General features: G+C 65.2%; 17 protein-coding genes and 1 tRNA gene. 5 read left to right on the top strand and 13 right to left on the bottom strand.

Annotated elements, in window-relative coordinates; genetic code table 11:
* Positions 1–6: 6 nt before the first annotated feature.
* Together ABRP28_RS17480 and ABRP28_RS17475 are read right to left on the bottom strand one after the other, a co-directional pair.
* Positions 7–1,068, bottom strand: a complete 1,062-nt coding sequence (locus ABRP28_RS17480) for a LacI family DNA-binding transcriptional regulator (protein WP_350001223.1) — start codon at positions 1,066–1,068, stop codon at positions 7–9.
* A 227-nt stretch (positions 1,069–1,295) separates the two neighbouring features.
* Positions 1,296–1,368: transfer RNA gene (locus tag ABRP28_RS17475), tRNA-Lys, on the bottom strand.
* A 188-nt stretch (positions 1,369–1,556) separates the two neighbouring features.
* Here ABRP28_RS17475 and ABRP28_RS17470 point away from each other — a divergent pair.
* The 4 genes from ABRP28_RS17470 to ABRP28_RS17455 all read left to right on the top strand — a co-directional run bounded on the left by ABRP28_RS17470 (position 1,557) and on the right by ABRP28_RS17455 (position 4,893).
* Positions 1,557–2,216, top strand: coding sequence for a hypothetical protein (locus tag ABRP28_RS17470; RefSeq protein WP_350001224.1), 660 nt, complete (start codon positions 1,557–1,559; stop codon positions 2,214–2,216).
* A gap of 282 nt (positions 2,217–2,498) precedes the next feature.
* Positions 2,499–3,116, top strand: coding sequence for a DUF47 domain-containing protein (locus tag ABRP28_RS17465; RefSeq protein WP_231455803.1), 618 nt, complete (start codon positions 2,499–2,501; stop codon positions 3,114–3,116).
* A gap of 1 nt (position 3,117) precedes the next feature.
* Complete coding sequence (locus tag ABRP28_RS17460; RefSeq protein WP_350001226.1) at positions 3,118–4,131, top strand: inorganic phosphate transporter; 1,014 nt, start codon at positions 3,118–3,120, stop codon at positions 4,129–4,131.
* 336 nt (positions 4,132–4,467) lie between these two features.
* Complete coding sequence (locus ABRP28_RS17455) at positions 4,468–4,893, top strand: hypothetical protein (protein WP_350001228.1); 426 nt, start codon at positions 4,468–4,470, stop codon at positions 4,891–4,893.
* A gap of 50 nt (positions 4,894–4,943) precedes the next feature.
* On the opposite strand, the gene ABRP28_RS17450 is transcribed toward ABRP28_RS17455, so the two are convergent.
* The 5 genes from ABRP28_RS17450 to pstS form a co-directional block, all read right to left on the bottom strand.
* Positions 4,944–5,363, bottom strand: a complete 420-nt coding sequence (locus ABRP28_RS17450) for a hypothetical protein (protein ID WP_350001229.1) — start codon at positions 5,361–5,363, stop codon at positions 4,944–4,946.
* Positions 5,364–5,566: 203 nt separating this feature from the next.
* The gene (pstB, locus tag ABRP28_RS17445) at positions 5,567–6,346 is read right to left on the bottom strand and encodes a phosphate ABC transporter ATP-binding protein PstB (protein WP_066273199.1); all 780 of its coding nucleotides are present in this window, start codon (positions 6,344–6,346) and stop codon (positions 5,567–5,569) included.
* A gap of 74 nt (positions 6,347–6,420) precedes the next feature.
* On the bottom strand, positions 6,421–7,533 hold the full coding sequence (pstA, locus tag ABRP28_RS17440) for a phosphate ABC transporter permease PstA (RefSeq protein ID WP_350001230.1): 1,113 nt from the start codon (positions 7,531–7,533) through the stop codon (positions 6,421–6,423).
* Entirely contained in the window at positions 7,534–8,466 is a 933-nt protein-coding gene (gene pstC, locus ABRP28_RS17435) for a phosphate ABC transporter permease subunit PstC (protein ID WP_350001232.1), read from the bottom strand.
* A gap of 109 nt (positions 8,467–8,575) precedes the next feature.
* On the bottom strand, positions 8,576–9,697 hold the full coding sequence (pstS, locus tag ABRP28_RS17430) for a phosphate ABC transporter substrate-binding protein PstS (protein WP_350001233.1): 1,122 nt from the start codon (positions 9,695–9,697) through the stop codon (positions 8,576–8,578).
* Positions 9,698–9,960: 263 nt separating this feature from the next.
* Between pstS and ABRP28_RS17425 the strand changes: the two genes are divergently transcribed.
* Positions 9,961–11,088 carry an FUSC family protein gene (locus ABRP28_RS17425; RefSeq protein WP_350001235.1) on the top strand — a complete coding sequence of 376 codons (1,128 nt, stop codon included), beginning with the start codon at positions 9,961–9,963 and terminating at the stop codon, positions 11,086–11,088.
* Here the strand turns inward: ABRP28_RS17425 and ABRP28_RS17420 are convergent.
* From ABRP28_RS17420 to ABRP28_RS17395, 6 genes are read right to left on the bottom strand one after another with little or no spacing between them, the layout of a single operon-like run.
* Positions 11,085–12,140 (bottom strand): Gfo/Idh/MocA family oxidoreductase, encoded by a 1,056-nt coding sequence (locus ABRP28_RS17420; RefSeq protein WP_350001237.1) that lies wholly within the window; start codon positions 12,138–12,140, stop codon positions 11,085–11,087. The two genes, ABRP28_RS17425 and ABRP28_RS17420, sit on opposite strands and share 4 nt — an antisense overlap.
* Positions 12,137–13,153, bottom strand: a complete 1,017-nt coding sequence (locus ABRP28_RS17415; protein ID WP_231455788.1) for a LacI family DNA-binding transcriptional regulator — start codon at positions 13,151–13,153, stop codon at positions 12,137–12,139. Before ABRP28_RS17415 ends, ABRP28_RS17420 begins: the two co-directional genes overlap by 4 nt.
* 48 nt (positions 13,154–13,201) lie before the next feature.
* Positions 13,202–14,644: a GH1 family beta-glucosidase gene (locus ABRP28_RS17410; RefSeq protein ID WP_350001239.1), complete on the bottom strand. Its 1,443-nt coding sequence runs from the start codon at positions 14,642–14,644 to the stop codon at positions 13,202–13,204.
* Positions 14,644–15,564: a carbohydrate ABC transporter permease gene (locus ABRP28_RS17405; protein WP_350001241.1), complete on the bottom strand. Its 921-nt coding sequence runs from the start codon at positions 15,562–15,564 to the stop codon at positions 14,644–14,646. Before ABRP28_RS17405 ends, ABRP28_RS17410 begins: the two co-directional genes overlap by 1 nt.
* Positions 15,561–16,577, bottom strand: coding sequence for a carbohydrate ABC transporter permease (locus tag ABRP28_RS17400; protein ID WP_231455783.1), 1,017 nt, complete (start codon positions 16,575–16,577; stop codon positions 15,561–15,563). Before ABRP28_RS17400 ends, ABRP28_RS17405 begins: the two co-directional genes overlap by 4 nt.
* Positions 16,578–16,635: 58 nt before the next feature.
* Entirely contained in the window at positions 16,636–17,895 is a 1,260-nt protein-coding gene (locus ABRP28_RS17395) for an extracellular solute-binding protein (protein ID WP_350001585.1), read from the bottom strand.
* Positions 17,896–18,100 lie beyond the last annotated feature (205 nt).

Below are 18,100 nucleotides of genomic sequence, written 5' to 3'. Positions count from 1 at the left end.
AGGGGGCTACGGCGCGGCGTCCACCGGCGGTGCTTGGCCTTCCGGAGGTGTTTGGCCTTCCGGCGGGGCGGTGCTGGCGCGGAGGACCAGTTCCGGCGTAACCACGATGGAGCTGACGGCAGCGCCTGCTTCGATCTCCTTGAGCATGATGTCCATGCAGCGGCGGCCCAGTTCCTCGAAGTCCTGCCGCACGGTGGTGAGCGGCGGGGTGAAGTACCCCGATTCCGGCTGGTCGTCGAAGCCCACCACGGAGACGTCGTCGGGCACCCTGACCCCCGCCTCGGCGAACGCGCGCAGCATGCCCAGCGCCATTTGGTCGTTCCCCACGAAGATCGCCGTGGCACTGCGATCAGCTGCGAGCTTCCGTCCGGCGGCATATCCGCTGCCGGCGCTCCAGTCGCCCTGCAGCAGGAGATCATCCGTAAGCCCGGCACCCAGAAGGGCCTCGCGCCAGCCCTCGGCGCGTTCTGTACCGTCGATCCAGTCCTGCGGCCCTGCCAGGTGTCCGATCCTGCGGTGCCCCTCCCCAATAAGGTGTTCGACGGCGAGCTGGGCGCCGCGGCGCTGGTCCACCATGGCCCCGCTTACGTTGTTGTTGCCAAGGGACCCCACGGCCACAACAGGCACCGGCAGCCGCATTTCATCCAGGGCAAGAAGGGTGTCCGAGTGCGGCACCAGCACCGCGATCCCGTCCACCGCCTGGTCCATGAAGTGGCTGGCGGCGTCGGCAATGGCATCCCGGCTGACCTCGCGCAGCGCGGCGATGCTGACGAAGTAGCCGGCATTCCGGGCTGCCTGCTCCACGCCCAGGAGGGTGTTGGCAGGGCCGTACTGTGACAGTTCGCTGGCCAGGACGCCGATGGTCTGCGAGCGACGGGTCACCAGGCTCCGGGCTGCGGTGTTGCGCCGGTAGCCCAGTTCGGCGATGGCCGCCTCAACCTTGGTGCGGGTGGTTTCGCTGACGTTGGGGTGGTTGTTGATTACCCGGGAGACGGTCTGGTGGGAGACTCCGGCCCGGTCGGCCACATCTTCCAGGCGCGGCATGCGCCCCTTGCTGCTTTTTGCCATGTGCCCATTCTGCCCGCTGCCTGCCGGATCGCCGGATCAGCCGATCCGCCGGGGACCCTGGGCTTGTTCGCTTGTTCGCTTGTTTCGCTGGTCCACGCCTTCAAGGTCCGGTTTCGCCAACAAGCTTAGGAAGGACGGGCCGGCAGTCCGCACAGCCCGGGAAAAGGAAACGTCCCCGGCGCCCTGTTGCCAGGATGCCGGGGACGTGCCACTCTTCGCTAAAAGAGTGGGCCCTGTGGGGCTCGAACCCACGACCCACGGATTAAAAGTCCGATGCTCTACCAACTGAGCTAAAGGCCCCTGCCGGATGGATTCGCAGCGTATGTGCGGGCCATCCGGCCCAATCCATTTCTGGACGTTAATACTCTAACCCATGGTTCCGGCCGCTTCGCACGAAGCTCCCGGGTCCGGCGTGGGCCGCGGAAGCCCGGGCCGGGCAAGGGAATAGATGCTCGATTTCCGCCTCGGCACAGGAGTAGCGTGGGGGCATGAGTGAGCAAGCAGCATCCAGCCAGTACGGCGGCGCGAACCGGCACCATAAGCCAAAGCCCTTCGCTCCCATTGACTTCGAGCCCTTTGCCGGGGGCGCGGACCCCGCGCGCATCTCGGAGGCCGCCCACCTTGCTGCCCAGGCACTGGTGCGCCACGGCCGTGACAGCGATGATCCCGTGGTCACCGAGCGCCTGGTGAAGCTCGCCGACGAGCAGGGGCTGGAAGCCATCGCTGAGATGTGGGCGGAGAGTCCCGCGCGTTCGCTGCCCGGCGCCCTGTGGCGGCTGTATGCCCTGCGCGCGGCCACGGTCCAGGACCCGGAGCGCATCTCGGTCTACTTCCGGGCCGGCAAGGACACCGCCCAGGTGTCCAACGTAGTGGCAGGGGCGGCCGAGCCGCCGGGTGCCGACGAAATGCGGAACATGGCGGATGCCATCCTTTCCGGAGCGTTCGACGGCGAGTTCGACGTTGCGCTGGAACGTTCCGCAGCGTTTTGCCGGGTGGTGGCGCTCGGCCAGGCCACCATCGCCGACGGTGCCGAGCATGGCAACGAGGCGCATGCCAGCAAGCTCACCCGGAACTCGCACCAGCTGGTCAAGACCGCGGAGGACCTTGAGCACGCGGCGAATGCGTGGCGGCTGGGAGAACTCGACTGACTCAGTCCGGCTGCCCCGCCCTTGCCCCATCTGTCAAGATTGACTTGCGCCAGCCAAAGTAGAAAACTGAAACCGGTGCCGAGCCGCGAAACCCCCGGGCTTCAACAATTAGCCGCCTAGAGCGGCCTACCGCCGAGAGGCGTATCCGGTTCGGCACCATTTTCATGCCCGCTTTTCAGGTGCCCAGCCAAGGGCCGGTAGAGTGGGGCTCAGTTGCCCGCCGAGGTCAAGTCACACGGCAGCAACCCCCCGCCCTTACTTTTCCCGGAGACCGGTAAACACGTGAAGCTGCGCCTTTTTCCCCAGGAGCCCGCCGGGCTGGACCTCCTTTCGCAGCTGGCCCAGCAGATCGTGCTGGCCAGCGCCACCCTGGCCGAAATACTGGGCGTCCCCGCCGCTGAGCACGGCAAACTCGTGGAGGACATGCACAACCACGAGGCAAAGTCCGCTGAACTGCACTTCGCCCTGCTGACGCACATGCGCACCAGTTTCGTGAACCCGCTCCCCCGCGAGGACATGTACGCGCTCTCCCGCTACCTCAACGAGGCCATGGAAAAGATGGACGCGGCCGCGGAGCTGGTGGCCCTGTACAAGCTGGAGCGGCTGCCCAAACGCGCGGCCGACCAGCTGGAGATCATCAGCCGGCAGGCCGAACTGACAGTGGACGCCATGCGCCGGCTCAACAACCTGGACGACCTCGAGGACTACTGGATCGAAATCCTCCGCCTTGCCCAGCGTGCCGAGAGGACGCACCGGGTGTGGGTGGCGGACATGATCGCGGACATGAAGTGGGCCCAGTACTCCCGCAACCGGGACATCGCCAACCAACTGGTGGAAGTCACCAAGGACATGCGGCGGATCGCCACCCAGGTGGGCAGCATCATCGTCAAGGAATCCTGAGGTGACGCCGGTCATCTTCGGATTCGTGGTCCTGCTGGCCGCGGCGTTTACGTTCCTCAACGGCTTCCGGGATGCCTCAACCTCCGTGGCCCTTGCTGTGCGCACCCGGGCACTCACCCCCAGCGTGGCGGTTCTGCTGGCTGCATTCTTCAACTTTGTGGGTGCCCTGCTGAGCGCCGGCCTGGCCGTGGCTGTCAGCCAGGCCTGGATCAGCCTTCCGCCCGGCAATGGGGGCCTGAGCATCCTTGTGGCCGGCCTGGCAAGCGCCTGCGCCTGGGGAATCCTGCTGTGGTGGCGGGGCATCCCGGCTTCCTCCACGCACGCCCTGGTGGGCGGACTGGCCGGTGCGGGACTGGCCAGCCTGGCGCTAGGCGGCCCCGGCGTCGGCGGCGTGGACCAGTCCCTGCTGTTCCAGGTAGTGCTGCCGCTGGTGCTGTCCCCGCTTGTTGCCTACAGCGGCGCCTTCATGCTGGTGTATCCGGCCACGTGGGCGGCGCGCTACACGCAGCCCAACGTGGTCAACCACCGTTTCCGCCGGAGCCAGGCCATCGCCGCCGGGGCCGTGGCTTTTGGTCACGGCCTGCAGGATGGGCAGCGTGTGAGCGCCGTTCTGCTGCTGGCACTGCTGGCAGCAGGATATGCCGATCCCGGCACCATACCCCTGTGGGTGGTGCTGCTGTCCGCCGTGATGATGGCCGCCGGGACAATGTTTGGCGGCTGGCGGATCTCGCACACCATCGCGTACAAGATCACCCGGATCGATCCCCTGCGGGGTTCAGTGGCGCAGATCTTCAGCGCGGTGATGCTCTTTGTGGGCGCTATTGGGCTGCACTGGCCGTTGTCCACCACGCACACGGTGACCTCAGCGGTCCTGGGCGCAGGCGAGAACCAGAATTTTTCCGTGACGAACCGGAAGCTGGTGATCCGGATCGTGGGGCTTTGGCTCCTGACTCCGCTCGCAACGGCGGCGCTTGCTTTCGTGCTGGCCTTGGCCATGACCCCGCTCGCCGGCTAGCTTCCGGCACGGACCGGACCTGGCCGGGGCTCGGGGCTTGGAGGCTCGGAGATTAGAGCTCGGAGTTCGGAGGCAGGCTTGCCAGGAGCATGGAGAAGGCGGCCAAGGGTACGGTTACGGGTTCGCTACGTTGCCTGCAGTTCCCTATACAGCCGCAGTTCCGTCACGTAGATTCGAAAGTGGGCCCCAGGAAATTCGACGCTGCACAGTAGTAAAAGGCACCCAGCAGTAAAGTCATGCAGCAGCAGAAGCCACACAGACAGGGGCTTACATCCGCCGCCGGGTGCACGGCCGCGGACGAGCCGCTGCAGCATACCGGCGGCCAGGATGCACATTGTGGAAAAGAGCAGGCATCATGTCTACTTCGAATCCCGGCACTCCCCGCCCCAGCCACGCCAGCTGCGCTGCGAAACCTGCGGTACGGAGCACCAGCTGACCATCCATGCCATCAGGGCGATGGGTGCAGCCAATGGGGACCTGGTCACTGTCTCCTACACCTGCAACGACTGCGGGTTGTTCAACGAGCATCTCGCCTACGCGGGGGATGTTGCCGCGGCGCTGCACCAGGTCCGCTGGATGGCCAAGGTCATCATGTTCGGTGATGACTACATCCATTGCGGCTTCCCCATGGAAGAGGCCGGGCTCGAGATTGAACGGCTGTGCTACCGGAGCGGCAACAACGGTGGCAGCCTCAACGCTGTCTGCCTGCCTACCCGGGTCCTGCGCTGCCGGTGCGGTTTCCAGCTGGAAATCCCGGAGTAGCAGGAGTAGCAGCAGGCTGCCGCAACCGGACGCGCGATTCCGGCCGATGCCTAGATCGCTGCGGGAAATGCAGGCGTGGTGTCCACCATGGCAGCTGCCAGCTCGTTGGGCGTCATGTTCGCAGCCTGGAGCAGCACAGCCTGGTCCACCCCGTTAGCCGCCGCCTCCCTGATGGCCTGCACCAGCGACTCGTGGGCAACATCCAGCTCCCACTGCACGGTTTCCAGGTACGAACTGGTGCGCCACACCGCGGAAACGTAGTCCTCCCCGGCCGGAGCGTCCGTCCCTGCAAGGCCCGCTGCCACCGGCGCGGCAGCCGCCCCGGCTGCGGCGAAGGAAAAGGGGGCAGCGGCGGCCGGCCCGGCGATGTACGCATTGTCGAGGGCCTCGTTCTGCTGGGCAGCCTTGGCCGCCCCCGGCTTGGAAACTCTAAGCGGGTGGCCTCTGCGGCCAGTTGCCATCTGCGTCACGGCAAAACTCCTAAGCATGCTATTTACTAGTTTCCAAAGTATCTAGTTCAGCGTACTAAATACATTCGCTTATAGCTAGCAGCGGCATGGACCTGGCCGAGTCTTGGGACGCTAGCCGGCGCAGGGCCCGGATGCGGTCCAGGGCCCCGGCCCGGGTCAGGGCCCAGCAGCGCGGGTCAGGGTAAGGCCGCTAAGGCCGGTCTCTATCCGAAACGGCCGGAGACGTAGTCCTCGGTGGCCTTCTGGACGGGGTTGCTGAAGATGGTCTGGGTGTCCCCCACCTCGATCAGCTTGCCCGGCTTTCCGGTGCCTGCGATGTTGAAGAACGCGGTGCGGTCCGATACCCGGGCGGCCTGCTGCATGTTGTGGGTAACGATCACCACGGTGTACTGGTCCTTGAGCTCGTTGATGAGGTCTTCGATGGCCAGCGTGGAGATGGGGTCCAGCGCGGAACACGGCTCGTCCATGAGGATCACCTGCGGCTCCACGGCGATGGCCCGTGCAATGCAGAGCCGCTGCTGCTGCCCGCCGGAGAGGCCGGAGCCCGGCTTTTCCAGGCGGTCCTTGACCTCGTTCCACAGGTTGGCGCCCTTCAGGGAGCGTTCCACGAGGACGTCAGCCTCACCCTTGGAAATCTTCTTGTTGTTCAGCTTCACGCCCGCCAGCACGTTGTCGCGGATGGACATGGTGGGGAACGGATTGGGCCGCTGGAACACCATGCCGATCTGCGAGCGCACGGTCACGGGGTCCACGCCGGGGCCGTAAAGGTTGTCCCCGTCCAGCAGGACTTCGCCTTCAACGCGGGCGCCGGGGAGGACCTCGTGCATACGGTTCAGCGTCCGCAGGAAAGTGGACTTGCCGCAGCCCGAGGGGCCGATGAATGCCGTAACGGATTTGGCCTCGATGTTGATGGTGACGTCCTCCACGGCAAGGAAATCGCCGTAGTAGACATTCAGGTCCTTGACGTCGATGCGCTTAGACATGGTGTTCCTTCACTAACTGGGTATGAATTGAAGTCTGGCATCCGGCCCGCCGGACCGGAAGGGGTGATGGCCGGTTAGCGGCCGGTCTTGGGGGCGAAGATCCTGGCAATCAGCCGTGCGGCGAGGTTCAGGACCATCACCAGGATGATCAGCACCAGGGCGGCACCCCAGGCGCGCTGCGACGACGGGTCGGGGTTCGCCGGCGAGGTGGGGTTCAGGATCTGGGTGTAGATGAAGGTGGGCAGCGAAGCCATCCAGCCGCCGAACACGTTCGAGTTGATGCTGGTGGCGAACCCTGCGGTGACCAGGATCGGCGCTGTTTCGCCGATGACCCGGGCGATGGCCAGGGTGACGCCGGACGCGATGCCGGAGATCGCCGTCGGAATAACCACCTTGATGATGGTGCGCCACTTGCGCACGCCCAGCGCGTACGCCGCTTCACGCAGTTCGTTGGGGACGATCTTCAGCATTTCCTCGCTGGAACGCACCACCACCGGAATCATCAGCACGGAAAGCGCGACGGCGGCCACGGCACCAGTCTTGGTACCCGGGCCCACCACTGCAAAGAAGAACGCTGCTGCGAAGAGGCCGGCCACGATGGAGGGGATGCCGGTCATAACGTCCACGAAGAACGTGATGGCGCGGGCCAGCCGGCCGTCGTTGCCGTACTCCACCAGGTAGATCGACGTCAGCAGGCCCACCGGCACGGAGATGATGGTGGCCAGCAGGGTGATCTGGATGGTTCCCAGGAGCGCGTGGTAGATGCCGCCGATGACCGGCGCGCCGTCCTCCACTGCACGGTTGTCGAAGACGCCGGTGACGCCGTTCATGGAGGTGGTCATGAATCCGGGGGCCAGGAGGCCGGGGATTCCGTTGACCAGGACAGTCCAGATCACCGAAATCAACGGGAGCAGTGCAATGAGGAAGGAGCCCACCACCAGGCAGGTGGCCAGCTTGTCCTTGGCTTTGCGGGAGCCTTCGACGGCGGCGCTCCAGGACACCAGGCCCACAGCGAAGAGGATCGCCGAGACAATTCCCCAGCCGAAGGCGTTGAAGCCCACCAGGGCGAGGACGGCGGCGCCGGCGATCAGCGCTGCGGCCAGAACCACGTAGGGAGCGTACTTGGGCAGCTGGCCCTTGGTGAGTGCCGAGCGCTTGCTGCGAACGGGGGTAAGCGTGGAGGTCATTTAGTTGGCTCCCGAAAATTCTTTGTGCCGGGTGATGATCCAGCGGGCGATCATGTTCACGGCCAGGGTGATGACGAACAGGACCAGGCCGGCAGCGATCAGGGTGCTGACCTTGAGGCCACTGGCCTCCGGGAAGTTCAGGGCGATTTCCGCGGCAATGGTCTGGTTGCCGGACTGGATCAGGCTGGCGGTGAGGGCGCCGGAGGAGAGGACCAGTGCCACGGCCATGGTTTCCCCCAGGGCACGGCCCAGGCCCAGCATGACGGCGCTGATGATGCCTGGGCGCGCGAAGGGCAGGACGGACATCTTGATCATTTCCCAGCGGGTGGCACCCAGGGCAAGGGCTGCTTCCTCGTGCAGTTTAGGGGTCTGCAGGAAGATTTCCCGGGACAGCGAGGTGATGATGGGGAGCACCATCACGGAGAGCACGATGCCTGCGGTGAGGATGGTCTTGCCCGTGGCCGAGGCAGGGCCCTGGAAGATGGGCAGCCCGCCCATGTTCGCTGCGAGCCAGTTGTAGGCCGGCGAAATTTCCTTCGCAAGGAAAGCCGCACCCCAGGCGCCGTAGACCACGGACGGGATGGCGGCGAGCAGGTCAACCACGTAGCCGAGTCCGGCGGCCAGCCCGCGGGGGGCAAAGTGCGAAATGAACAGGGCCACGCCGATGGCGATGGGGGTGGCAATCACCAGTGCGATGACTGCGGCGATGAGTGTGCCGATCACGATGGGCCAGATGTAGGCGAAGAAGCCTTCTCCGCCCTGGATTTCTTCGGCCGGGGCGGTGAGCGCGGGGATGGCCTGGACCACCAGGAAGAGCGCGACGCCGAAGAGGACGGCGAGGATGAGGCAGCCGGCGGCGAGTGCGGCGCCGGAAAAGATTTTGTCCCCGGCGCGGCCGGCGCCCTGGGTGCTGGTCAGGGTGGTGGCGGTCATTCGACGGCCCTTCGATCGTGGTGGTACTGGGGCTGGAAGGGGAGGCATCCAATGCCAAGTTCCCCGCACTGCCTTTCGGCAGGCGGGGAACCCGGAATCGGAGCGGTTATTAGGACTTGACCTTGATGGACTCGATCGCTGCGGTGGCCTTCTCCGTCAGGGCGGAGGACAGCGGCGCAGACTTAGCGGAGTCCGCGGCGGCCTGCTGGCCCTCCTCGGAAACTACGTAGTTCTCGAAGGCCTTGACCAGGTCAGCGGTCTCCTGGCTGTCGTAGGCGCTGCAAACCACGTGGTAGGAAACCAGCACGATCGGGTAGGCGCCGGAAGCGGTCGTCTTGCGGTCCAGCTTGATGGCAATGTCGTTCTCGGCGCGGCCCTCAACCGGGGAGCCGGCCTCCACTGCGCTGGCGGCGGCTTCTGCGGAGATTTCGACGAACTCCTCGCCCACCTTGATGGCTGCGGTGCCGAGGGAGCCGCCCACGGCTGAGTCATCCGCGTAGGTCACGGCGCCGGGGGTGTCGGTGACGGTCTTGACCACACCGGAGGTGCCCTTGGCGTTCTCGCCCTGCAGGCTTGCAGGCCAGACTCCGGAGGCCTTGTCTGTCCAAACCTCGGGGGCAGCGGCCGCGAGGTAGTCGGTGAAGTTGGTGGTGGTGCCCGAGTCGTCCGAGCGGTTCACCGGGGTGACCTTGAGGTCGGGGAGCTCGACGCCTTCATTCAGGGCAGCGATGGCGGGATCGTTCCAGTTGCTGATCTCGCCACGGAAGATCTTGGCAACGGTGGCCGCATCCAGCTTCAGCTCCGTGATGCCCGGCAGGTTGAATGCCACTGCGATCGGAGAGATGTAGACCGGGATGTTGATGGCGCCGTCAGGGCCGCACACAGCTTTGGAGGCCTCGAGTTCTTCGTCCTTCAGGTAGGCGTCGGAACCGGCGAACTGGGCCGAGCCGTCGATGATCGCCTTGCGCCCTGCGCCGGAGCCGTCCGGGGAGTACTGCACGGTGGCACCCTGGTTGGCGGAGGCGAAGCCGGCCTTCCAGGCATCCATGGCTGCACCGGTGGAAGATGCGCCGATGCCGGTCAGGGTGCCGGTGACCTTGGGGCCTGAAGCAGCCTGGGTGCCTGCGGGGGCGGTACCCGTGGCGTTGTCTGAACCGCAGGAGGTAAGCGCCAGAGCGCCGGCTGCGATAACAGCGATAGCCGCGTGGCGGCCGAAGCGGAGTGCCTTCACTAGATGTACCCCTTCCAGGGTTTTTCAGTTGCGGACAGGGACGGAGAACCCTGCTGCGCGATGCGTAGGTTTTGTACCTTCAACGAAGTTAGGCCCCGCAGGTAACGGGATGGGCGGACCAAAGTGAACGGAGGATTAACGACGGCGGGATATTCGCTGACAAATGCCCGGTCACCATTGCGCAGATCACATGTCCGGCCGTAGTGCACCGGCGCCAAAGAGTCGCCAAAGGAAATGTGCGGGCCGGCAATAGACTGGACCGCATGGCCCCCGCAGCAGGACTCTCAGCAGGCAGGCGCTTCCTGCGCGGCCGCTTCCGCACCGGCATGATCCGGAGCCGCAATTCCCTCATCCCGGCCATCCAAATGACGGTCTGCGCCGTGGGTGCCTACGCTTTCGCTGAATACGTGCTGGGCCACTCCGGTCCGCTTTTCGCGGCTACCTCATCGCTGATCGCGCTTGGCTTCTCCCGTGAACCGCGGCTGCGGCGGGTACTGGAGGTGGGCCTGGGCTGCACCATCGGTATTGCGGTGGGCGACCTCCTCCTGCACTGGCTGGGCGCCGGAATCTGGCAGGCCGCCGTCGTCCTTTTGTTTTCCATCCTGCTCGCAAGGTTCCTGGACAGCGGGAACATCTTCACCACCCAACTGGCCCTGCAGTCGCTGCTGGTAGTGCTGCTGCCCGCGCCGTCGGGCGGTCCGTTCACCAGGAGCATCGATGCCGTGGTAGGCGGACTGTTCGCCCTGCTGGTGACCATCCTGGCGCCCAAGGACCCCCGCCGCGAACCCCGCAAGGACGTGCAGAAGCTGCTGCACGAGCTCGCCGAGGTATTGCGTGAGTGCGCCGGAGCGCTGGTCAACAGCGATTCCACCCAGGCGTGGCACGCCCTCATCCGGGGCAGGAACTGCCAGCCGCTGGTGGACGGGATGCGCCAGTCCCTGCGCGCTTCCGGCGAGGTGGCCACCCTCGCGCCGGCCTACCGCCGGCACCGGGACGAGCTGGACCGGCTCAAACAGTCGCTCGACTTCATCGACCTGGCGCTGCGGAACAGCCGCGTTTTCGCACGCAGGCTGACCAGCGCCATCAACCACGCGGCGCTGTCCGACGAGGCCACCGAAAACATCGCTGAGGTGCTGCAGGAGACCGCTGCCGCCATTGATGAGCTTTCGCTGGGCCTGGCGGAAACGCACGACGGCGCCCGGCGCGCCCACCTGCGCACCGCCCGCCAGGACCTGAGCGAGATTGCCCTGCGCCTGCACCCCAAACTGCTGGAGGTGCAGCGGCTTGAGGGCGAGACGGTGGTGATGCTGTACCGGCCGCTGATGGTGGACCTGCTGGAGGCCACCGGGATGGACGCCCGCGAAGCCCGTGACGTGCTGCCGGCGCTCTAAGTGGTAACCGCCCGCGCGTCGTTCGCGTAGTGCAGCCCCAACTGCTCCCTGGCCTGGTCCAGCAGCCCCATCATCTGCACGGTTTCCGCCCAGGGCATCAGTGGGCTCTCCTGGAGGCCAGCCCGGATGCAGCGGGCCGTTTCGCGCAGTTCGTGGATGAAGCCCTCGGCTTCCTCGTGGAATTCCTCCACCCGGATGGTTCCGTCCTGGCCGCAGATTTCCAGCTTTCGCGGGTTGTACAGCGGTGAACCGGTCCGTATCCAGCCTGCTGTTCCGCTGATGGTTGCCGTCCCGGGACCGGCGGACTGGAGAGAGGACGTGAGCTGGGCTGCCGCCCCTTCCGGGTACTCAAGCGCAAGGGTGTTCTGGACGTCCACGCCGTCCTGGTTCAGGTGGCCTTGTGCCGTGAGCCCTGCAGGGAAGCCCAGTGCCGCCACCGCCCACGTCAACGGATACACGGCGAGGTCCAGGAGGGCTCCTCCCCCGGCCGCAGGGTCCCACAGCCTGTCCGCCGGATCATACGCAGCCGGAAAACCAAGATCGGCCTGGACCCAGCGCACCGTTCCAATCCCGCCGCCCCTGATGATCTCAAGGACCCGGCGGGTTGCCGGCAGGAACCGTGTCCAGACGGCCTCCATCAGGAACAGGCTGCGCTCCCCTGCCAGCTGCACCAGTTCCCTGGCTTCACTGGCGTTGATGGTGAACGGCTTTTCGCACAGGACGTGCTTTCCCGCTTCGAGGGCCGCACGGACAACCTCAAAATGCTGGGCGTGCGGCGTGGCAACGTACACCACATCCACCCGGGGATCATCAAAAAGCTGTTGGTATCCGGGGCCGGAGGGATTGTCATGGTACCTGGCAGCAAAACCGTGCTCGTCAGCGAAGGCCCGCGCTGAGCCTTCGCGGCGCGAACTTACGGCATAAAGCTCAGCTCCTTCAAGGCGGGCCAGGTCGCGGGTGACCCGGTGCGCGATCCGTCCTGTGGCCACAACGCCCCACCGGAGGGTTTGCCCGTGTGCTGCGCGGCCGCCGGAGCCGGGGCCCGCCGTCATGCGGACTCCCGGATCACCAGTGAGGTAGGAATCTGCGTGACGCGTGCGGTGTCCTTCCCCTCGATGAGGTCCACCAGGATTTCGGCCATCTTCTTGCCCATCTCAATGATCGGGTGGTGCACTGTGGTCAGCTGGGGGTTGACCGAGGTGGCGAACGAATCGTCATCGAAGCCAACCACGGCCACATCCTGGGGTATGCGGAGCCCCCGTTCCTGCAGCACGGTGTAGGCACCGGCAGCCATCTGGTCGTTGGCCACGAACAGGCCGTCGATCGGCTTCCCGCTGCCGAGCAGCCGGCGCATCGCCTTCGCCCCTGACGCCAGGGTGAAGTCCCCGTACTCAACCAGGGAGTCGTCCAGGCCTGCCTCGGCCATGGCCAGCCGCCAGCCGCTGATGCGGTCAATGCCGGGCGGCATGTCCTGGGGCCCGGCAATGGTGGCGATGTTGGTCCGTCCGTTGTTGATGAGCAGCCTTGTGGCCCCTGCAGCAGCAGCCTCGTTGTCCACGTCCACGTAGTAGCTGGCGCTTTCTCCCAGCGGCCTGCCGGCAAACACCATAGGGATGTAATCGCTCAGGTGGGTCCAGGACCGGTCCCCTGCGTGGTGGGACACCACCAGCGCCCCCGCCACATTCCCGCCGAGCAAGAAGGCCCGGGTCTTCTCCGGCTTCGCCTCGGAAGCTATGACCATGTTCAGCGTGTAGTCCGTGTCCGCAAGGTACAGCGCCACGCCCTGGACCACGGACGCGAAGAACGGGTCCGCGAAGACCTTGGACGTGGACTCCGGCACGATGAGCGTCACCGAGTTGGGGCGCCTGCTGGCCAGGGACCGGGCAGCCCGGTTGGGCGTGTAGTTGACGGCCAGGATGGCCTGCCGCACTTTGGCTGCAATATCCTCGTCAACGCTTGGCACGTCATTAACCACGCGCGACACTGTGGCGCGGGAGACGCCGGCCAGCGCCGCCACCATTTCCAGGGTGGGCGTGGGCCGGTTTCCGCTGGTGTCTTGCTTCACTTTTCTTCGCTCCGTGGTCTGGCTGGCACAGGTGCCGGGAAGTTCAGTTTAGGCGGGCAGGAACGCAGGCGGTTGGGACGTGCCCTGCCGTGCCGCGGCGATCAGCCCGGCGTAGGCCTTGCCGCTGTCCTTGACGGTGCGTTCCAGCGTGCCGTAGTCCACCCGGACAATGCCGAAGCGCTTTCCGTAGCCCCAGGACCACTCGAAGTTGTCCAGGAGGGACCAGACAAAATACCCGCGCACGTCGGCGCCCTGGTCTATTGCTTCGCCGACGGCAGCCACGTGCTCCAGGATGAACCCGGTCCGCTCTTCATCGTGGACGGCGCCGTCGGGGCTGACAATGTCCTCATACGCTGCTCCATTTTCGGTGATGTACAGCGGTGGCAGCGAGGGGTACTCCTCCCCCAGCCGCACCAGGAGTTTCCGGAGCCCGTCAGGGTTCACTTCCCAGCCCATCGCCGTCCGCGGCAGCCCACGGCTGGGAAACGCGATGTCCTCCGAACCGATCCATGGTGAGGCGGAGTCACGTTCCGCGCCGCCGGAGTGGCCGTCGCTTCCGGCATCGTCTGCATGGCCGCTGATGAGGTCATCGTGGTAATGGTTCACACCGAGGAACTCCAGCGGCGCGCTGATGACCTCCAGGTCGCCCGGGAGAATCAGGTCCTGGAGGCCGAAGGGGGCGAGGTCCCGCAGGGAGTCTTCCGGATAAGCTCCACGCAGGATGGGATCGAGGAAGATCCGGTTCTGCAATGAGTCGAAGCGGCGTGCGGCCTCCAGGTCCACAGGGTCCTGGCTGTCCCGCGGAATGGAATTGCTCAGGTTCAAGGTGATGCCCAGGTACCGGGCACCCCGCCCACGCAGGGCATTTACTGCCAGCCCGTGGGCCAGGTGCTGGTGGTGCACCGCAGCGATGGCTGCCGCAGGCTCCTGCCGGCCGGGGGCATGCACTCCGGAACCGTACCCCAAAAGGGATGAGCAGAAGGGCTCGTTGAAGGTAGTCCAGTGCTGGACCCTGTCCCCCAGCGCCGAGTAGACGTCGTTGGCGTACTCCACGAACCTGTACGCGGTGTCCCGGTTGGCCCAGCCGCCCTTTTCCTCCAGGGCCTGCGGCAGGTCCCAGTGGTAGAGGGTGAGCCACGGCAGGATCCCTGCTTCAAGAAGCTCATCCACCAGCCGGGAGTAGAAGTCCAGCCCTTCGCGGTTCACCTCCCTGTCCCCAGGGCGCACCCGCGCCCAGCTGGTGGAAAAGCGGTAGGAATCCAGCCCCAGCTCTTTCATCAGCCGGACATCCTGGGGCATCCGGTGGTAATGGTCCACTGCCTGCTCAAGGTTCTCGCCGCGGGCAATCGCTCCGGGGCTCCTCGCGAAGTGGTCCCAGATGGAATCTTCCTTGCCTCCTTCGTGGCCGGCGCCTTCTATCTGTGCGGCCGCCGTCGCCGACCCCCAAATAAAGCCCTCGGGCCATTGCCGCCTGTAGGTAGGGTGCTGCATTAGCCCTTCACTGCTCCTTGCATGATTCCTGAGATGAGTTGTTTGCCGGCCAGTGCGAAGAGCACCAGGAGCGGCAGGGTGGCCAGCACCGCTCCGGCGAGGACCACGGAGTAGTCCACGTAGCGGGCTGACTGCAGCTGGCTGAGCGCCGTCTGCAAAGTGGGATTGCCGGCGTCGAGCACCAGCAGCGGCCAGAGGAAGTCGGTCCAGGCCGTCATAAAGGTGAACAGTCCCAGGATGGCCATGGCGGGACGGGCGGCGGGCATGGCAACGTGCCAGAACGTGGAGATCATGCTGGCCCCGTCCATCCTGGCGGACTCGATAAGTTCATCCGGAATGACGTCCACCAGGTACTGGCGCATAAAGAAGACGCCGAATGCGGTCACCAGCGTGGGCACCACCACGGCACCGATTTCGCCGGTCCAGCCAAGGGTGCGCATCACCATAAAGAGCGGGATGATGCCCAGCTGGGTGGGGATGGCCATGGTGGCCACCACCATGAGCATGAGCCCGTTCCGGCCCCTGAAGCGCAGTTTGGCGAATGCGTAACCGGCCAGGGTGGAGAAGCCCACTACGGAGACGGTGATGATGCAGGAAATCAGGACACTGTTTCCGAGGGCGAGCCAGAACGGAATGGTGTCGAAGACCTCGCCCACGTTGGTCCAAAAGTTTCCGCCCGGCAGGAGTGGCGGCCAGGTTTCGCCGAGTGCCTCGTTGGAGCGGCTGCCGATGACGGCGGACCACCACAGCGGGTAGGCCGAGGACACCAGGAACGCGAGGAGCAGGCCGTAGGTGAGGAACCCGGGCTTTTCGCTGGAGCCCGTAAAGCGCTTTCGGAAAGTGGCCGGGCGGCCGGCAGGCGTCTTCCTGCCCGGCAGCGTGCCGGCCGGCGCGGGAGGCGCCCCCTCGATGATGCTCATCGCGTAGTCCTTTCAGCACGTTCCCGGGCCCTCCGGATTGACCGGGAGGGCTTGGCGGCATCGGCAGTGGCGATGCGCCGGGAGATGAGGTAGTTGATGACACCGAACAGCACGATGATCAGGAACAGCAGCCAGGCGATGGTGGACGCCTTGCCGAAGTTCTGGCGCTGGAAGGCCATTTCCCACAGGTAGAGGACAGTGGTCTGGAACTGCCGCTGGGAGCCGCCGGCGCTGGCGGGATCAAAGAGGCGGGGTTCGGTGAAGATCTGCAGGCCGCCGATGGTGGAGGTGATCACCACGAACACCATGGTGGGACGGATGCTCGGCAGGGTGATGCTGAAGAACCTGCGCAGGGCTCCGGCACCGTCCAGGGCCGCCGACTCGTACAGGTCGCGGGGAACGGCCTGCATTGCCGCCAGCAGGATGAGGGCGTTGTAGCCGGTCCAGCGCCAGTTCACCATGGTGGCGATGGCTATGTGGCTGGGCAATGTCTCGTTCTTCCACATCACCGGATCGAGGCCGAAATTCCCCAACACATTGTTAATGAGGCCGTACTGCTCGCCGAACATGTTGGTGAAGATCATGGCCACCGCCACCGGAGTGACGATGTAAGGCAGGAGGACGCTCATCCGCCAGAAGGTCTTGGCCCGGAGGTTCTGGTCCAGCACGGCGGCAAGGAAGAGCGCCACGGCCAACTGCGGTATCGCGGAGAGCAGGAAGATGCTCATGGTGTTGAACAGGGAGTTCCAGAAGAAGCGGTCCTGCAGGACTTCCGCGAAGTTCTGCAGGCCTACGAAGTCGCCCTGGCCCTTGAGCAGGTGCCAGTCGAAGAGGCTGACCACGAAGGTGTAGACCAGCGGGAACAGTCCCACCAGCGCGAAGAGGATGAAGAACGGGGCGATGTACAGGTAGGGCGAGGCCTTGACGTCGAAGACGTTCAGCCTCTGTTTGAAGGTGGGTTTGGGCTTGATGGCCGCTGGTTGTTTAGCGGGGCGGTTCAGGGTGGTTGTCATTGGGCTCTTGCCCTCCATCGGGGGGCCTCCCGGACGGGAGGCCCCACAGCGGGTGATGCTAGTTGTTTACGACCAGGTCGTTGAGGAGGGTCAGCGCTTCGGACCAGGCCTTGTCTGCGTCAGCGGTGCCGGCGTCAAGCATCTTCAGCGCCGGGCCGAAGACGTTTTCCTGGATCACCGAATCGTCCGGTCCCTTGAACTGCGCCACTACGCCCTTGGCCCGGTTGGCGAGGATGACGCCGGTGGGGGCGTTGTTGAAGACAACGTTGGGGGCGGCATCTGCCACCAGCTTCTCCTGAGCCTTCAGCGTGCTGGGGAAGTTGTTGGCGGCAGCTGACTGCTTGACCTGCTGTTCGGGTGCCGTGAGCCAGGCTGCGAGCTTTGCGGCCTCGGCCTGGTGCTTTGAGGTCTTGGGCACGGAGAGGAAAGCTCCGCCCCAGTTGGAGGCTCCGCCGGGGAAGACGTCGGCGAAGTCCCAGCCGCTTTCCGTGCCGCCGCCCGCTGATTCCAGCTGGCCCTTGATGGTGCCGAGCATCCAGCCCGGGCAGACGAAGGTGGCGAAGGAGCCGTCAACAAAGGCCTTGCCGTTGCCCCAGTCCCACTGGGTCTGGTTCGCTGAGAGACCGGCAGCCGTGCCGGCCGCAAGCATCTCGAACTTGGCCTTCATCTCGGAGTTTCCGTCGACGTTCAGCTCGCCGTCCTTGGTGTAGTAGCCCTCCTCCATCTGGTTCACCATGGAGTTCCAAACGAATCCGGACTGGTCGTACCAGGCTTTGCCGGTGGCTGCCTTGTACTGTTCACCGAGCTTGAAATAGGTTTCCCAGGTTGCGTCCTCGCCGCCAAAGAGTTTTGCCACTGATTCCCGGTCGCTGGGCATTCCGGCGGCCTCGAAAAGCTTGCCGTTATAGCAGAGGCCCTGGGGGCCGATGTCCGTTCCGTAGCCAATAACGCGGCCGTCCGGGTCGGTGCCCTGCTGGAACTTCCAGTCCACCCAGTTGTCCTTGATATCCGCTGCGCCGTGCTCGTTCAGGTCCACGAACTGGTCCGAAACCTCCATGATGGAGCCCAGCCAGCCTTCCTCGATGGCCACGACGTCGCTCAAGCCGGAACCGGCGGCGAGCTTGGTGAAGGCGTCGGTGCGGGCATTGGACCCGCGGTCAATATTGGTGGCCTTGACCTTGACGCCGGGATTGGCCTCCTCGTATTCGGCGTAGAGATCGTCATAGCCGAAGGTCCCGAAGGTGGTGACCGTGAGCTCAACGGGATTGTCAGCGCTTGCTGCTTGTTCCGAACTGCTGCTGCAGCCGGTGGCCATCATGGCGATGGCTGCCACGCCCGCGATGGCGGTCGCTGTGTGTCGGCGTACGAATTTCAACGTCACTCCTTTGTGGGAACTTCCGGCGCTGAGAGAGCGCTCTCTGGCAAGTTCCTCAACTGTAGGCGTGGCGCGGATCACTGTCAAGAGAGCGCTCTCTCAAGTATTTGACTATCGTCCGTTCGCCGCTCTTTGAACAACAGTGGCC

The organism is Pseudarthrobacter sp. WHRI 8279 (assembly GCF_040224115.2).
Taxonomy (GTDB): domain Bacteria; phylum Actinomycetota; class Actinomycetes; order Actinomycetales; family Micrococcaceae; genus Arthrobacter.
The sequence above is the reverse complement of the archived record's forward strand: the minus strand, read 5'-3'. Positions and strand labels throughout refer to the sequence as shown.

What these genes read in the sequence shown, in the direction of transcription:
- ABRP28_RS17480 (WP_350001223.1), bottom strand. Translation starts at nt 1,068, where the DNA reads ATGGCAAAAAGCAGCAAGGGGCGCATGCCGCGCCTGGAAGATGTGGCC.
- ABRP28_RS17470 (WP_350001224.1), top strand. Translation starts at nt 1,557, where the DNA reads ATGAGTGAGCAAGCAGCATCCAGCCAGTACGGCGGCGCGAACCGGCAC.
- pstB (WP_066273199.1), bottom strand. Translation starts at nt 6,346, where the DNA reads ATGTCTAAGCGCATCGACGTCAAGGACCTGAATGTCTACTACGGCGAT.
- pstA (WP_350001230.1), bottom strand. Translation starts at nt 7,533, where the DNA reads ATGACCTCCACGCTTACCCCCGTTCGCAGCAAGCGCTCGGCACTCACC.
- pstC (WP_350001232.1), bottom strand. Translation starts at nt 8,466, where the DNA reads ATGACCGCCACCACCCTGACCAGCACCCAGGGCGCCGGCCGCGCCGGG.
- ABRP28_RS17425 (WP_350001235.1), top strand. Translation starts at nt 9,961, where the DNA reads ATGGCCCCCGCAGCAGGACTCTCAGCAGGCAGGCGCTTCCTGCGCGGC.
- ABRP28_RS17420 (WP_350001237.1), bottom strand. Translation starts at nt 12,140, where the DNA reads ATGACGGCGGGCCCCGGCTCCGGCGGCCGCGCAGCACACGGGCAAACC.
- ABRP28_RS17410 (WP_350001239.1), bottom strand. Translation starts at nt 14,644, where the DNA reads ATGCAGCACCCTACCTACAGGCGGCAATGGCCCGAGGGCTTTATTTGG.
- ABRP28_RS17405 (WP_350001241.1), bottom strand. Translation starts at nt 15,564, where the DNA reads ATGAGCATCATCGAGGGGGCGCCTCCCGCGCCGGCCGGCACGCTGCCG.
- ABRP28_RS17400 (WP_231455783.1), bottom strand. Translation starts at nt 16,577, where the DNA reads ATGACAACCACCCTGAACCGCCCCGCTAAACAACCAGCGGCCATCAAG.
- ABRP28_RS17395 (WP_350001585.1), bottom strand. Translation starts at nt 17,895, where the DNA reads ATGATGGCCACCGGCTGCAGCAGCAGTTCGGAACAAGCAGCAAGCGCT.